The organism is Pseudomonas sp. B2M1-30 (assembly GCF_025447575.1).
GTDB classification, from domain to species: domain Bacteria; phylum Pseudomonadota; class Gammaproteobacteria; order Pseudomonadales; family Pseudomonadaceae; genus Aquipseudomonas; species Aquipseudomonas botevensis.
On record NZ_JAOEJT010000004.1, the window covers coordinates 329945 to 346987 of the forward strand.

The 17043-nt window shown below is 60.5% G+C and carries 6 protein-coding genes; all 6 read left to right on the forward strand.

What is annotated here, in order from left to right; all coding sequences use genetic code 11:
* Positions 1–143 precede the first annotated feature (143 nt).
* Positions 144–530: a tetratricopeptide repeat protein gene (locus tag N8H74_RS10955; RefSeq protein WP_217832801.1), complete on the forward strand. Its 387-nt coding sequence runs from the start codon at positions 144–146 to the stop codon at positions 528–530.
* Between the two features lie 230 nt (positions 531–760).
* On the forward strand, positions 761–1120 hold the full coding sequence (locus tag N8H74_RS10960; RefSeq protein WP_217832802.1) for a PilZ domain-containing protein: 360 nt from the start codon (positions 761–763) through the stop codon (positions 1118–1120).
* A gap of 579 nt (positions 1121–1699) precedes the next feature.
* Complete coding sequence (locus N8H74_RS10965) at positions 1700–4846, forward strand: hypothetical protein (protein WP_262147503.1); 3147 nt, start codon at positions 1700–1702, stop codon at positions 4844–4846.
* Positions 4847–4964: 118 nt separating this feature from the next.
* Entirely contained in the window at positions 4965–8588 is a 3624-nt protein-coding gene (locus N8H74_RS10970) for a Tc toxin subunit A (protein WP_262147505.1), read from the forward strand.
* 54 nt (positions 8589–8642) lie between these two features.
* The gene (locus tag N8H74_RS10975; protein ID WP_262147506.1) at positions 8643–12725 is read left to right on the forward strand and encodes a neuraminidase-like domain-containing protein; all 4083 of its coding nucleotides are present in this window, start codon (positions 8643–8645) and stop codon (positions 12723–12725) included.
* Entirely contained in the window at positions 12718–17040 is a 4323-nt protein-coding gene (locus N8H74_RS10980; protein ID WP_262147508.1) for an Ig-like domain-containing protein, read from the forward strand. Before N8H74_RS10975 ends, N8H74_RS10980 begins: the two co-directional genes overlap by 8 nt.
* Positions 17041–17043: the final 3 nt, after the last annotated feature.

The following is a 17043-nucleotide window of genomic DNA, read 5'->3' on the forward strand; positions in this document are numbered from 1 at the left end:
CGAAGGCTACTATGCTCTTGGGGTGTAGTCATTGTTCGTTTGCACTACTTATTCTTTTCTTTATTGAACACGACAATCGGCACAAACGGTTCTGAAGATTTCCCGCCCGGGGTCGATACAGAGCACAAGACAGGAGATCTCTCATGCGATTCGTGCCCATTGCCGCCCTTGCCCTTGCTGTTATCAGCGTCACGGGCTGCACCCGTTGGTCGATGAACCATCATTTGAATAATGCCTACAGCGCCTATGACCGGGGCAATTGCGAGCAGGTGATGCTCGAACTGTCCAAGGTCGAACGCGCCAGCCGTGCCCGTCCTTATGTGTGGCCGGAAGTGTCGATGATGCGCGGCCAGTGCCTGGAGCGGCAAAAAATGTTCGTCGATGCGGCGCAGACCTACCAGTTCATCATCGCCTCGTACCCCAACAGCGAATACGCCTACCGCGCCCGCGCGCGCCTGGAAACCCTGCAGAGCCTGGGCCACTACCCGACTCGCAGCGAAGCCGCCGTGGTGCGTCCGACCCGCTTCTGATGACAGATGTCATACAAAAGCTGGCTGTGTGTACAAGGTGAGCTATAGTCGAATGACACCGGTCCGGAACCTTGAATCCAGACTGGCGCAACACCTGCGACTGGCAGAAGTCGACGTGACGGCGTTGTAGCGACCGTCACACCGGGAGCGGGGAGAGCGTACCTGCCACGCAGGTTCGTTCCGAAGCGAAAGTGTGGCTCCGTCAGGAGCCTTGCAGGGCGATACTGCGCATGTTTACCGACCGTCGAATCGAACGGCACCAGCTGCCGTATTTTCTGCGAGTGTTCAACAGCGTCACCGATAAGCCCATCGGCTTTCTCGGCAATGTCTCCGAAGACGGGCTGATGCTCATCAGCCAGCTGCCGATGATGATCGGTGCCGAATTCAATCTGCGTCTGAAGATCCCGGTGGGCGAGGGCTGCCTGCAGGTGATCGACCTCTGTGCGTGTTGCCTGTGGTGCCACGAAGACGCGACCCCCCTGCATTACGACGCCGGCTTCAGCCTGCAACGGGCTCCGCCGGAATATGGACAACTGGTCGAGGCGTTGAAGCAATACTTCAGTTTTCAGCCGTTGCCTGCTTCGGCCTGAGGGCCGGCCTTTACCAAGGCCTTCGCGGGCAAGCCCGCTCCTACATCGCAATCTGTTGCCTTTGTGGGCGCGGGCTTGCCCGCGAAGGCGTCACTCCAGACACCTTTCCATTCAGCGCTGGTTATCCAGGGTTCTCTCAACACCTGACCTGTGACCAAACAGGCGGCTGGCGGCTGCAAGCAGGTCAGTCGACCGGGAGTGCACGTACCGGCACGCCCTGGGGCGTCCTGCGAACAGCCACCCTTAAGTACGGGGATAGGGAATACCCGACTGAATGACGCTGATGCGCAACGTGCTGAGAACCCCGGGCGACTGAACCCGATCGCTGATTGGCAGCGACGCGAACCAAGTTACGGGGCAGCGCCAAGGCGCACAAGCCGGCGGTTTCTGAGGAATGTGTAGGCAAAGGTGCAAGACGCCGTAGCCCCGCGCTGACGGATGAAAGACCCCGCCGGGTGGGGTTGTGGGAAAGGTTACCGTTGGTCGGGACTGTCAGAACTGTCAGGTGTGTCGACAGGAGGCTTGGGCATTCAATGCTTTTACGGATTATCAGGCCCTTGTCCGGTCACGGAGCCAGTCATGGACGCAAAAGATGATGACGTCGAAAAAGACCCGCAAGGTGAATCATCTGAGGTTTTTCAGCCCGCTGGCGATGCCGGGACGTTATCCGGGGCATCTGAGCCCTTCATGGATAACCGACCTCTAGTGTCTCCAGGTGCCAGAGCCTTTATCCCAAGGGCCAAAGGGCTTCAAGTGATCACCCCCGATATGGCGATATGGGACGTAAAGCAATTTGATTTTCACGGTCCGAACGGGGCATTTCACAGCCGGCAGATAAGAGAAGGAATTTTAACGACCGACTTCGACCTTGTTTTGGGGCAGCACGAAATTCATTACAGGAAGTGGTCTGATGGACGGTGGAGGGACTGGTACAACTCCACTCCCTTTTTTGCCGCAGATCCGCCGGTAATCACTACGCCTGCCGGGAAAGTTTTCGATACAAAAACTCCCACGATTGAGGGCAGAGGGCTGCCATGGGCCACGTTTCAGCTTTGGCGCCATCAGGGAACTGCGCTCGGTAGCCCGGTCACGGTAGGTGCCTCGGGAAATTGGTCGTTGACTGCGACGACTCCATTAGAGGAAGGGACCTATCAAATTGTCGTTGGACAAACCTATGGCGGCTGGACGGGAACCATCTGGGCGACCCCAATCATCATCCAGATACAGTTGCCCACCCCGTTGGAGCCAGTCATCCGAACGCCCAAGGAAGGTGACATCATCACCGACCCCTTGCCATGGATCATTGGCACAGGACAAACCGGCTCATCGATCCATCTCTACGAGCAAGGTGGTGCCGGAGGGGTCTATGGGACGGGGACCGTTGACGGTTCGGTATGGCATTTTCAACTGACCAAGCCGTTACCGAATCGCGCGTTTGTCTTTCACGCAGAGCAGGTCACCCCGCAAGGGCGAAGAAGTTGGTCCAACACGGTGCCTGTTGTAGTACGGCTGCAACCTGACCGCCCCGTCATCACCAGCCCGGCAGCCGGTTCAACCCAGAACAGTCCCTTCACGCTGGGCGGCACAGGCGGGGTGGTTGGAGCCCTCATGGAGGTCTTTCTCGACTTGAACCACTCCATCAAAGTCGGTGAAGCCCAAATCACCGGCAACATCTGGAGTGTGGCGGTGACAGTCGACCCGGGACGACGCTCACTGGTCGTCCGGCAGACCGATAAAACCGTTCCGTCCGACTTCAGCCAGCCGCGATCCTTTGACGTTCGTCCGCCTGCCGTGAGCAAAGTCGATGTCACGGTTCCTGGCGCAACCACCGTGAAGTTCGAGGGTGACGGTTACGAAGGCGCCACTGTCGTGATCACGGTGGTCAGCGGCCCCGGTGGCGCGGCCCCGGCGCAGGCAACGGTGGTCGGTGGCAAGTGGCAGACCAGCGCAACGAACTGGCCCAATGGTCTGTACCGGATGAGTGCGATTCAAAAGGTGCCCGACAACGCGGGTGGCTGGATCGAGTCGGCGCCCTTTGCGTTCGAGTATCTGTTCAATTTTCCGCTGCCCTACGAGGTGAGTGCTACGCCGGAGTACTGGACAACCCTGTCCGGCAAAGGTGTCTTGGGCGCTACCGTGTCGCTTTATGACGTCGACGGCACCACCCGGATTGCCCCGGATGTCCAGGTCGGTTCCGACAACCGGTGGTCAAGCAAAGCCTATGTCGAGTGGGGGCCAACCTTTGACCGGATCGTTCGCGTCCGCCAATGGTTGAATAATCAGCAATCCGCCGACGTCGAGTACAAAGTCCGCATCCCGCCGAGGGCACCTGGCATTGACAGGGTTCCACCCGAGGGGTTGTCACCCACATTCACCGGCAGCTGTGAGTCGGGCGCCCAGGTGAGTCTCTTGTTCAGCGGCAGCAGCACCTTGCATTCCGCCGTGGTGAGCGGCCGGACATGGTCGTTTCAGCGTGCGCAGCCGTTTGCTCCGGGTGTCGAACATACCGTCACCGCGACTCAAGTGGCGGCCCAGCAGACCTCGCCGGCGGCGACTGTAACTTTCCTGCTCTTTCTGCCCATGATCCCGCCGGTCATCACCGAACCGGAAAAGGATTCCGACGTCGGTCGTGACGTGACCTTCCGAGGCACGGACGGCATGAAAGGGGCCACGCTGTTCTTGTTTGATTACTTGAGCGGTAGCGACCTGGGTTCGGCCACGCTGACTGCCGACGGGCCGTGGGAAATCACCCTGGAGAAACTGAAATTCGGCCGTTGGGTGGTGCGGGCAAGACAGGCGATCGACGGCCAGGTGTCGGCGGACAGTGATTCACACCCCTTTCACGTGGTGTTGCTGGCGCCAGGTTTCACTTCTCCGATAGAGGACGGCAGGTTGCTGCGTACCTCGACGATCGAGGGGGAAGGCATGCCGCTGGGGACCGTCGATGTTTTTCTGCAAGGCGCTGCCGAGCCTTTGTTCGAAAAGCTGCCGATCGACATCAACGGCAAATGGAGGCGTGAAGTGACATTGCCGGTGGGGCATAAAACCCTTTGGGCCAGACAGTATTTCGAAGACCAGACCTCCAGGGACAGCTTGCCGCGCAACTACAGCGTGGTTCCGGCGCCTCCGGTGCTGGAGACCCCGGTGTCGGGAGCGCATGTCGGTCAGGGCGAGGTCGCATCAGGCTTCGGCGTGCCGGGGGACACCATCATCGTCTGGATGATTTATGTCGGAGTGGTGAAGGCAGGAGAAACCACGGTGCAAGCCGACCGGACCTGGTCAGTGGCCCTGGATGTCAGGCAGCCCTCGCGTGAAAACAGCTTGCATGCGACGGCCTCGTGCGACGGTTTCAGCTCGGACGGCTCCGATGCGCGGAACGTGATTCTGGGTACTTACCGGCCCGTCTTCGAGAAACCCGCCGAAGGGCAATACGTCAGTGATCCGGTGTCTTTCTCTGGTCAGGGCCGGGCCGGCACGATGCGGGTTCGCAGTTGGTTCAACCCTGAGCGGGAGTGGCTGGTGGCTGTGGTTGCCGGCGGTATCTGGCAGGGCGAGGCTACGGCCGCGCTGCCGTCTGGCGGCCATTGGTGCCAGATCCAGCAGTCCCTGACCGACGACGCGGGTGGTGCGACGATTTCCGACCGTGTCATGAGTTCGCGCTTTGAAGTGCTTGCGTCGACGCCAGAGCAAAACATACACCGATCGTCCGATAAACGGTCGACCTGACTGTCATTTCTGACAGTAGACGAAAGCGGGCGACGGGCGCCAAATCGAACCAACCGAACACATGAACTGCCGAACAAAAGCAGCTCGTCGGGATGGCTTTTGCCGCAAGGAAATCACCATGGCCAAGAACCGCAAACGTCCTGCCGAGCAACTCTATGAACAGTTGTTCGCGACGCGCACGCGCGGCAAGAAATACCCCGACTTGAGCGCCTACCTGAGCGCGGGCGGTTCGATTTTTCCTCTGGTGGAAAAGGGTGTTCACGGCCTCGTGAAGGACTACCGGATGAGCCGTGAAGATGCGCAGGTGTTCCTGCGCCAGGCCAGCAGTATGGCCATCTACGTCAGGCGCCGGTTCATCGAACATACCTTGACGGGCCGCAAGCAGGAAAAAACCGCAGCCGGACAGGAAAGCGTTTCATCGAGCGGGCTGCTGTCGATGGTTGCGGGGCCGACTTTCGAGACGTTGCTCAACCCCGACTTCGACGGCTCCTGCCCACCGACCGCGCTGGAAAGCCTCTGGTCGCCGGTGGCTTATCTGGTCGAGTTGTTGCAGTGGGTCAGTGGACGTATCGAGAGCGTCGGTGACACCGAGGCGGACTACCTGCTGCATAACCGGCGCACTGACTTGAAGCAGTTGGTGGTTGATTTCAACGCGGTTTACCAGTCGGTCTCGGCGGTCGACATCATCAACCATGTGCTGGAAGTGTTCATCACGACCCATGGCACCGCGACCAATCTGGTGGACGCCCTGATCGAGGCGCGCTACCCCAATGACCTGCCTTACTTCCAGCATTGGGTCACCGTCGATGCGATCGCCGAGCATCTGGGCCTGTCGGTGGGTAATTTTGCCCACATGGTTGACCTGCAGTTTCCTTATTTTCTGCAGGTCGATGGCTGGGACGCCGACGCCGGCCGCGCGTTGGCCCATGCCTCGCGGCTGGGGCCTTACCAGCGAACATTGTTGACGCAAGCGCGAGCGGTCTTTGCGGACCGGGAAGCCTTTTTCAACGAGAACTTCGGCTCCGATAATCTCGACAAGTACCAGAACCTCGATCAGGTCCAGTTCTTCGGTGAGCGGACTGCACTGGTGGTCGCCGATGTCGAGTCGCTCCTGGCGATTCGCGCTTTCGCACCGCAACGCTCGGCCAATGTGAAGTTCGCCGATACCGCACCAGCCAGGCCGGAAAGCGAGCGCTTCGGCGCGGTGTACGTCAACGCCGCACAAGGCCCTGCCATCGATATCGTCGAGAACGGGCAGATTCAGAAACTCAATCTGGGGCCCGACACGGAAGCCGATTTCGAGCGTTTCGATCGACTGAACCGCAAGGTGCGTCTGGACAAATGGCTGGGCCTGCGCAGTTTTGAGGTGGACACGATGCTGGTCTGCGCGATGAGCGCAGAAGTTCGCGGCGGGGCAAAAGCGGGAGAGTTGTGGATAACCGATAACGTGTTGCATGCGCTGGGACTGTTCCGGCTGCTGCGTGAACGCTATGGGTGTGCTGCTCTGGACTTCGCTGTGTTCCTGGACGAGATGCCGCAGTGGGGAATCGGTGATGAACTCTCGCTGTTTGATCAGGTGTTCAACGGCCAGGGCAACTATCGCCAGCCTTTGATGCTCGATGGCGAGGACTTTGCGGCGATACCCGCCGTGGGCAGCAGCGACCCGACCGTCATTCAGTTGTGCAGCGGTTTGCAGATCGATCTGCTGACCTACAGCTACCTGGCCGTGGCGATAGCCGAAGCGCAAGGGCTGGGTAGAAACCTGCAACGTACGCCAGCGGTGGTTTCCGCGTTTTATCGGTTGGTGAAGCTGGCGCGGATGCTGGGAGTTACCCCGGTCGAAATCGTACTGATGCTGACCTTGATGGGCGGCGGCAACAGCTGGCTCAACGGGTTGGCGGGGTTGCCAAAAATCAATACCGGCGCGGGCGATGCGCCGGATGTATTGAACCTGATCTATGCCCTGCATTCGTGCGTGAGCTGGTGCAAGGAGCGCAACCTGGCGGTACTCGGGATGCTGCAGATGGTGGCGGAGCCACCCGTCAGTGGCACAGCCTCCGCCGCGCAGCTGCAGTTTTTCGACAAGGTTGCCAGTCTGCTGCCGGCGGCCTTGTTGACCGATGCCGGATTCCTGATGGCCGACGTGCCGCCCGTGCCCGTGGGGAACTGGCTCAGTCTGCTGGCTTCGCTGGCGGACGCCGATGGCCTGGTGCTCGCGATCACCGTGGATGAATCTCAATACCTGATCGAGGCTCGTCTGCGCCTGGACCGTGCGGTGCAGGATGGCCTCCCGGCGATGGCCGCCGAACTGCGGGCGGCGATCGTCGAAAGAATGCTCGGTGTCCTGCTGCAAGCCAGGGAGGCGCAAGTCTCGGTGGCCAGGGAGGCACTGGCCGTATTGACCGGCCTTGATCCCGAGCTGGCCATGGTCGTTCTGGCCTGGGCCGATGCCTCGGTCTATCGACTGTTGCGCGCGATCACCGAGCGAGGCGCGCAGAGCCCGCAAAGCGTGCGCGGTGAACGCTTCGTCGAAGGCGATCCGCTGCTCAGGATGTTGGCCAATGTGCAACGCCTCAGCGAGGTCGTCGCAACACTGGGGCTAAGTGTCGCCGTGTTGCAGGAGTATCTGGCTTACGGTCATCGGGCCTGGCTCGGCCAGTCGAGCAAACACGAGTTTTCGATGAGCACACTCTATTACCTGACCGCGCTCACCCGTGCGTTCGAGATGAGCGAGCAGCCCGCGCAGGTTCTGCTGGACTACCTGTGCGCCGTCGACACCCTGCAAAGCAATATTGCCGGGGATTCGTTGAGGCTTGCCCAGGAGGCCAGCTACATCAAGCTGGCCGGGTTCTTTCGCTGGAGCGTTGTGGAGGTGCGCCAGTGCGTGGCCCGGATCGATCCGTCGCTCAAGATTCTGAAAACCCTGCGCCAACTGGATCTGTTGATGCGCATCCGCACGCTGGCCGCGCACAGCGGTATGGATGCCCGGACGATTTTTCTGCTTGGCAGCTTGCCGGAGGCCATCGACAAAGAGGCCTATGCCGACGCCGCCGAGCACGCCCTGCTGAGCCAGTCGCAAGCGCGAGCGGTTGATCTTCAGCTTGTCGGTGACGTGGAGCAACTGGTCGTCAGGACCTGCACGGTGGATAACACCGAGGTCGTGGCCAACTCGGATAACACCATCACCTACACGGTGACGCTGAAGGATGCCGACGGCACGCCATTGAAGGGGATCAGGGTGTTCTGGCAAGCCAGCCTTGGCACCCTCGCGACGAAGATCACCGATGAAAACGGCGAACTCAAGGCCGAGTTCGTCCCCGGCCAGGTACTGGGCAGCGACACGCCAGCGTTCTGGATGGATCTGTTCAAACCGGTCAACGCGCCGGAAGTTCGCGTGGTTCCCGACGCCTCGACACTGTTCTTCCCAGGCCCGTTGATGTCGCGAATTCCGCTGGCCAGCGTAGCGGCGGGCGAGGAAGTGCAGCTGTACGCCGAGCTGCGGGACGACTTCAAAAACCGTGGGCCGAACCAGCTCATCGAGTGGTTTGCCGAGCCTGCCGCAGGCGATGAAGGCAAGCCGGTCATCATCCGGCCAGCGGGGCAATCCTTCACCGATCAGCAAGGGCTGACCAAGGTGTTCATCCACGCTCCTGAAGGCGGGACGTTCACGTTTTCCGTGCGCAGCCAGGGCAGCAACAACAGCGCGATTTTCGAACCGATACGGTTCCTGCCGCCGGCTTGAGCCGGATCGCACGCGGCAGGTGCGGTTTCGTTCATTGCTTCAGGAGCAACGACCATGGCATCGATTGGCAATATCGGCGGGTTGCAGGAGAAGCGTCGTCAGGCGCTGCTCGCATACGCCATCGGGCAGCTTCGCAAGGACAACGTCAAAAAGTACCCGTTCGCCAGAACACCGGCCGACATGCTGGAGCTTCTGCGCCTGGATACGCTGGACAGTCATGCGGTGCAAAGCTCCTGGGTGGCCGAAGCGACGAGTTGTGTGCAGCAGTACATTCGGGCGGTGTATCACAAGCTCGAGCCAGGTTTCGAGGACACCGAGTTCGAGCCGAAGGATCTCGAGGCGTGGAAGTTTTCCGCTGACTACTCGACCTGGGCGGCGGTGAAAATACTCCAGACCTATCCGGAAAACGTCGTTCAGCCTTCGGTACGTATCGGCAAGACCAGCCTGTTCAAAACCTTTGAAAACGACTTGAACCAGACCCGCCTGACGACTGACAGCGTGCAGACCGCGATGCAGGCGTATCTCGAAGCGTTCGTCAAAATCTGTGATCTGGAGATGATCAGCGCCTACATGCACGGCGTGTCGCCGGAGCTGGCGGTTTACTACTTCATCAGTCGTACGCGCAGCAGCCCGCCTCAATTCTTCTGGCGAAAAGCCGAGGTCGAAGTGGGCGCCACTGAAACGGCCTTGAATCCGGCGGCATGGAGTGACCCGCTGCCCGTGGGTGTGGCTGTGGATGCCCAGGTGCTGGATATGCGGCTGGTGGTCTGGAATGGGCGGCTGTGTGTCGTGTGGGCCACCTGGCGCGACCGGGTCGAACACAAGGACGAGTTTCTCCCGGACAAACTGGACGTTTACCTGACCTTCAAGCGCCAGAACGATCAGTGGTCACCGCCGACAACATTGCTCACGCGGGAATTTCAGGAAAAAACCTCTCCCGTCGGCGCCCGACTGATCGTCACGGTCTGGACGGATTATCAGGTTCCCAAAGGCAAACTCGGGGTGTTGCTGACCAACGAAAAAACCGGCGTTGGCGCCATCCGGGAAAGCGTCGTGCGTGACGTGTTTTTACGGGCCATTGCCCATGACGATGGCGCCTGGCTGGAGCATGTGGCGAGTGACCGTTTCACGGGCATCGACATGATTCAGCATCCACTGATGAATCAGCCGCAGGTGGTGGCCAGTGATGCGCCGGCAGGCGCGCTGACGGATTTCCTGGGCCTGCACGCCACGGCGCATCGCGTCGGCAGCGATGATGTGCTGATTGTTCAGGGCTACTGCTGGTCGACAAGGCTTTCCGGAGCCGACGTTTCCCTGACGCTGGCCCTGCAAGGCGCGCTGCCCGGAGACCCTGCGCCACAGACCGCTGACTATCCACGGGCAGGAGGCTGGAGCACCGTTTCGCAGGTTTTCACCCGGGCCAAGGGGGCCTGGACGCAACCGGTTGTCTTCACCTTCGGCAGTACCACCCAAGGTACAAAGCGTTTCGAAGTGCGGGTCAGGGATCTGACGGATTTCGTTGTTCCGACCCTGCTCAAGAACACGCGCAACGCGGCGCAGTTTCTATCATTCAACCAGACGCACCTTGCGCTCAAGTTCACCCGGCTCAATACGCTCTTCAGTGCCGAACTGGTGGCGCGTGCCAGCATTTCCGTCGATGCCGTGCTTGACTGGTTCACTCAGTTCCTGGAAGAGCCAGGGCCTTCGAGTGCGCCGTTCGTTGAAACCAATGGCATGTTCGACAGCGCCAACGGCCGCAATGCCTGGGAATTGTTTTTTCACATGGCGCATCTGGTCGCCACGCGCCTGCGCGATGAGCAGCGTTTCCAGGAGGCGCTGGACTGGCTCAATTACCTGTTCGATCCCCAAGGGCCGGCCGACCCTGATGATCCTCCCGTGGACAACCCAAGACCGCCGTACTGGCGGTGCCGGGCATTGCACGGCGATGGCAATCCGGGACACGAAGCCTGGCGCCCGATGGACCCTGATGCCATTTGCTATGGAACCCCCCGGCACTACCAGATTCTGGTGTTCTGCGAATACGTCCAGACCCTGATTGCCAAGGGCGACTGGCACTATCGGCAACTGACCCGCGACAGTCTGGTCGCGGCCCGGCTGTGTTACGTCCATGCCGAGTTTCTGATGGGCAGGCAACCGTCGGTTCGCGCAGTGAACCGCTGGCAAACCATCCGGCTCGACGATCTCTTGACCGCCAGCGAATCACGCCCCCGGCTTGAGGCGTTTGAAAGCGCATTGGCGTTCAACCTTGGCGATTTCCCGCTGGCGACCGATGCCGATGCCCGCTCGGGATTGCTCGGCTCCGAGATTTTCATAAATCCGCTCAACGAACAGTTGCTCCGGCTATACGCGTTGCCGGGCGAGCGCCTGGATAACCTGCGTAACAATCGCAGCATCGATGGCACGCCGTTGCTCATCGATTTGTTCTCTCCCCCCGCCGACCCTGGCCAGTTACTGCTCGATCTGGCTAGCGGAAACAGTGGTACGCCCAGAGCCATGGGCGGTCGTCTGAAAGTCATCGCTTTCCGCTGGCGCATGTCGTTCGAGGTCGGGATGCGCGCTGCGCAGATGCTGTCGGACTTCGGCGCCCAGGTGTTGAGTCTGATGCAGCAGGCGGATCAGGCCGAACTGCAGGAAACGCAGCAACAGCAACTGGTGGAGCTGGGCGACTTCGCGCAAAGAATGCAGGAACAGACCCTCGAACAGCTGCGCCTGCAAGTGACCGCGCTGGAACAGAGCAGAGCCGTGGCCCAGGAACGTGCCGTCGCCTATGAGCAACGCTATGTCGAGGACGTATCGGCGGTGGAGTATGAGGTGATGGACAAGATCCAGTTATCCAAAGAGCTGTCACTGATCGCGTCCAGCATCAAACCGGTTGGCGCAGCCATTGCCGCGTTACCGAAAATTTTTGGTTTGGCGAATGGCGGACACCAGATCGATAAAGTCACCGATGCCGTGGTGTTCGGGCTGAACGTCGCTGCCTCGGTGCAGCAGATGGAGGCCGATAAGCAATCGGCGACCGAGGCCTATCGCCGTCGCCGTAATGATTGGGGCCTGCAGCGCGACCAGGCACTGGCGGAAGTGCGTGCGCTGAATGCGCAGATCAGCGCGCAGAGGCAGTCGGTCCTGGCGGCTGAAACCCATCTGGAGCAGACCCTGCGCGGGAACGCCCATGCCCTGACGCTCTACAACTTCCTGAAAAAACGGGCGACCCGGGCCGAGCTGTTCCGCTGGATGCTGGGGCAACTGAAGGCCCTGCAATATCAGGCTCACGATGCGGTGGTCAGCTTGTGTCGCAGTGCGCAGGCATCCATGAGCGCCGAGACCGGAGATTTCGATTCGCCGCGTCCCTTGCCCCAGGTCTGGCTGGACACCCGTCACGGTCTGACGTCCGGCGAGCATCTGCGGATGTGGCTGCTGGGCATGGAGCATGACTACATGCAGCGTTATCAGCGGCGCCTCGAACTGCGCAAAACCGTATCCCTGCGTCAATTGTTCAATGACACCGTGGAGCCGCAGTTCGCGCTTTACAACTGGGACGAAGCGCTGGCGCAGTTGAAAAGCAAAGGAACGCTGGATTTCTGCCTGACCCAGTTGCTGTTTGACCGTGACCATCCGGGGCATTACTGCCGGCAGATCAGTTCGGTCATGGTTCATCTGCCGGTCATGAAAGGCGCTTACCAGGATGTGCATGCGACGCTGGTGCAGATCAGCAGCAGGATCGCCACCCGGGCAACGGCACAGTCGGTGGCCCATCTGCACCAGCCCGCCGGTTCCGTGGCGCCGGCCGATGTGTTGATCAACCTGCTGGCCAGCCAGTCAATCGTTGTCTCGACCGGGATCGCCGACAACGGCCTGACCGGCCAGAAACCCGAGGAAGGCTTGCTCAATCCGTTCGAAAACACCGGGGCGGTTTCCTGCTGGCAGTTGAAGTTTCCCTGGCCGCTGAAAGCGCCGCAGAGCGCCATGCTGGCGTCGCTGACGGACATCATTCTGGAGATCTGTTTTACCACCAGGGCGGGTGAACCCACCTTCACACGTCAGGTCGAGGACATGGTGACGCTCGCCGAGAACCCCGGCAAAAACCAGAAGCGCAAAGGAGAGAGCCGCCATGTGTAAACGGAATGTACGGGCGAACCAGAGTCTGGTGATCAACGGCGCATTCCGCCAGGCGTTGACCAATTGGACGGTGTTTCCCAGAGGCAGCCCCTGGGTTCAGGTGGTGGGGCAGGAGCACAACGGTCTGCCCGTCAGAACCCTGTCAGTCGGGAATGCGGCCTCCGTCAGCCAGGACGTCGTCGCGCCTCTGGACCCCGGGCCAAAAGCGCTCTATGTCTTGAAGTTTCTGTGTGAGTCGCGCCATCCCGGCACGGGGCTGGTGCGCATCAGCAGCGAAGGGATGCCACCCCTCGACATTCAGATTCCGCCGGGGCGGCAGCGCAACGAAGGGCAGCCGCTGGCCTTTGAACCTGACGAGTACGAAGTGGTGCTGGACCCGGCGTTCCGCGCGGGTGCCACGCTGACGTTCAGTATGACCAGCCCGCCGAGCGAGCCCGATGACTATAATTTTTTGCTGTACTTCACCGACATCGTTATCGAGCTGCACCTGCAACCGTTGGTGTTGCGGGCCTTCAACCTCGACGACCAATCACACCCGCCGACGGCGTGGGTGCCGCTATGCCTGGGGGCACATAACCTTGGGGTTCATCAGCTCGTATTTGACGTCGCCGACGCCAATACCTGGCGGGGTACGGCTTACTCTCTGGAGATCGATGACAATCCACTGGGGGCGATAGCCGCCGAGCCTGACTGGCCGGTGGATCATCCGCTGGACGTGCCGCGTTCACTGAGCTGTCCGCCGCTCGCCCTGACCGCACCACACCCGCTGACCCTCACGCTGATCAACCAGTTCAGTGCCGATCCCTATGAGTTGAAGGCTTCGTTGTGGCATCACCGCCTGCAATTTCTGCAAGTGCAGGAGGCCGGGTATTTCCCGGTCCTGGAGCACAACGAGTCCGTCGAACTGGGCGTGCGCGTGGCCTCGTTTTACACGCGCGAACCCCTTGAGGGGCTGACCGTTACCTGGACCGTGGCCGGAACATCGATTCAGGTTGCGGCCGTCACGGACGCGGGTGGCTGGGCGTACTTTTCTTTCCAGCCAGATGTCGCGGGCACCTTTACCGTCGAGGCCTCGGTCGCGAGTCTTTTCTATGCGTCGGGTGTGGTGACGCAGAACCTGGAGGTGCGGGTGCTGGCGACAGATCCCTGGCCGCAGGTGATGAGCGTTGTCGCTGGTGAGGCAAACCCTTGGGCGTTAAAGACGGGGTGGCCAAATCGGGGTTCGACTTATCCCCTGTTGGCAACGGTGCCGGAGACCTTGGTGGGAAGCGAAATATCGGTCGAGTGGAAGGGCGACTCCCAGGCGCAACTGAAGGTCGGCGTCAGCCCCGCGATCAAGGAAAATGTGCCGGTAACCTCTACTCGTGAACTGCTCTGGACACTGACCAGCGCGGATGAGCGGGACGGTAACTTCGAGTTGCAGTTGACCTGCTCGAAACTGCTCAGGCCATCGCCGTATAAAAGCATGCGCCTGGCACGCAACGAGATCGAGATCGGCGCCGTGCGCGAAGCTGACAAGACGTGCGTGGTGGATGAGGGCGAGCGTGCGACGGTCCAGCTGGAGGTGTTGCATCGGCTGGCGACGGGGCAGGGTGAGCCGGTGCAGGGCGCGCTGGCCAAGTGGCGGCTGCCGGACGGAAGTTCTGTTGACTCGACGACGGGCGCGGGTGGTTGGGCGAGTTTCTCGTGGCAGCCGACCAGCGCCGGAAACCATACCGTTGCGGTACAGATTCAGGCGCACCCGGATGCGGTCCCGGTCGAAAGAGCTTTCGTCATTACTGCGATTGCGAGCAGTCCCTGGAAAAGCCACGTCAGGTTTTTTCTCGACGGTGTTGAAGTTGAGCGCAACACGCTGGGGTTGCTCTGTCACCGTGGACAGACCCACACCCTGAACGTCTTGCCGACTCCCGCCAGCCCCTGGATCGGAAAAAACATCAGTGTGCATTGGCGCAAGGCGGATCCTGTGATCGGTCTGTCCATCAGTGAGCTGGGGGCTGCGAAAACGCTGCTCGCCGAGGGGGTGGAATGGACCCTTTCATCGCCGATCGGCACCAGCCAGAGCAGGCCGTTCGAAGTGGAGTTGCGGATTGAGGGTGAGCCCGGTGTTCGCGAGTTGTCCGGACGTTTGCTGCACCCGGATCTCAGGGAGGAACTGAGCTTGCTGCTCGATCAGGTTTCAGCACACCTGAGCGGTCAGGCGTTTTATCCCTGCCTGGGCGCGCTGCACGGGTTCAGGGCGTTGCCCAACGCGCTCACGCCCTTGCTGGGACTGGACCTGTTTGTGCAATGGACGGGGACGCCGGCCGCCGAACTGGGGGCCACGATCACGCCCGTGCTGGATCGGCCACAGCCGTTGAATGCCGACGGGGCGCAGTGGACGCTGGACTTTACCGGTGCGGTGGCCGGTCAATTCAACCTGACGCTGTCTGTGCCTCAGCTCGATTTTGTCGCGACGGCCACGCCGATGCGGCTGGCGCACAACAAACTCCGGCTGATCGAGCTACGCGATCCGGCGATAGACCCGGTCATCGGATTGGACAAGGCGTGGATCCGGGCCAGGGTTGTTTCGCATTTCACCGACAGGCCGGTAGCAGACGCGTCGGTGATATGGGAAGCCGAAGGTGAACGCATTGAGGTTCAGACCGACGCCGATGGCGCGAGCGGTTTTGCCTATGAGCCGAAAGCCGCCGGTGTCCATGTGGTCACGGGCTCGGTCCGCAGCCTTTTTGACAACTTTGAAGAGTCGCGCTCGACAGCGGCCAATGCCTTGGCCGTTGATCCCTGGGAGCAGATGTTCAGCGCTTTCGACGGACTGCCTGCCGATCGACTTGGAAACAAAACCTACTTTCCGCGCCGCAAGGCAGAACATGCGCTTGATGTTTCGGCACCCGAAGGCAATGCCCTGATCGGACGCACGCTGACCTTGGGAATGAGCGGTGATGCGCCAACCGCGCTGGGGGTCGCTTTCGTCCCGGCCAACACCCTGGGTCTGGCGCAAGTGTTCCACGGTGCCTTGCACTATCCGTTTTCCGTAAAGGATCTGAAGGACGGCAGTTGCGCGCTGCGTCTTGCTGCCGAGCGCCTGGCTCGCCTGTCGCCGCCGATGCACATGTCGGTGGGTTCTGGAGCTCTGGTATTGAACATTTCGGCTGAAAGCCGCACCGACCAGGCGCTGGACTGGGGACAGGAACTGGTTGAGCAGGTACGCGTGGTGTCTGGCATCAGCGGTAAGCCGATGGCGGGATGGACGGTCACCTGGTCTGGCCTGGAGCTGGGCGACGTGACCAGCGTGACCGATTTTTATGGTGTGGCGCGGATCCGCTTCGTACCGACAGTGCCCGGCCCGGCAAAATTGACCGCCAGAGTGGGTGATCAGGGCCATTCAGCGTCGGTGTCATTGGCATATACGCTGAACCCGCCCCGAGCCATCATTGAATTGGTCAGCGATACTCCGGGTGGTTATCCGGGAGATGAAGTGTCGGCGCGAGCCATGATCGTCTCGCCAGGCACCGGCGAACCCCTGGCGGATGTCGTTGTGATGTGGACGTTTTCCGATAGCGTCCTTGCGCCAACGACCAGCAACGCCGAAGGTGTGGCCCATGTGACGTTCAAGATAACGGATGTCGGGCAGGGCGCTTTGAATGCCATCGTCAAGGGCGGGATCGGTGGTTGGGACATGAGAACGCTCGCGTTCGACATCTGGCGGCCCGAGTATTCTCCAACCCTTCTGACAACCGATGCTCCAGCCGTGTTTGTCGGCAGTACGTTGCATGCCAGCCTGAAAGTCGAAAATGCCCCGGCTGGAACCACGGTTAACTGGAGCTTCAGCGGCCTGCCGGACACCCAGTCCGTCACCGATGCAAATGGAATGGCAACCCAGGCATTCGTGCCCTTGGCGATTCCCGAGGGCAGCTTCGTGACGCTGACGGCCAGAGTGGGCGCTTCGCAGCTCTCGAAAGAGCTTTGTGTCAGCTCTGTCGATAATCCGGTTTACGCCAATACCATCGTTCAGATGAACAACATTCCTATTTTTTTGCCCCTGCAGTTTCCCGTGCAGATCAATCGCAACAGGAATATTGGAATCAAGGTCCTGGTCACTCGGGAAATGGTGAATGGCGAGCTGGCGATTTTTTCAAATGGTACATCTGTCCTGTTCGATCCCCCGGCGGGTACTTACCACAACGTCGTGGAGGGATTTACCTGGACCATGAGGGTCGACGATCCAGTAGATACCGATTTTGTCGCCGTCATTGTCGCGAAAGGGGTTGTTGGCTCGACCGGAATACGTTTCAAGATGACAGATGAAGGGGACTGAAAA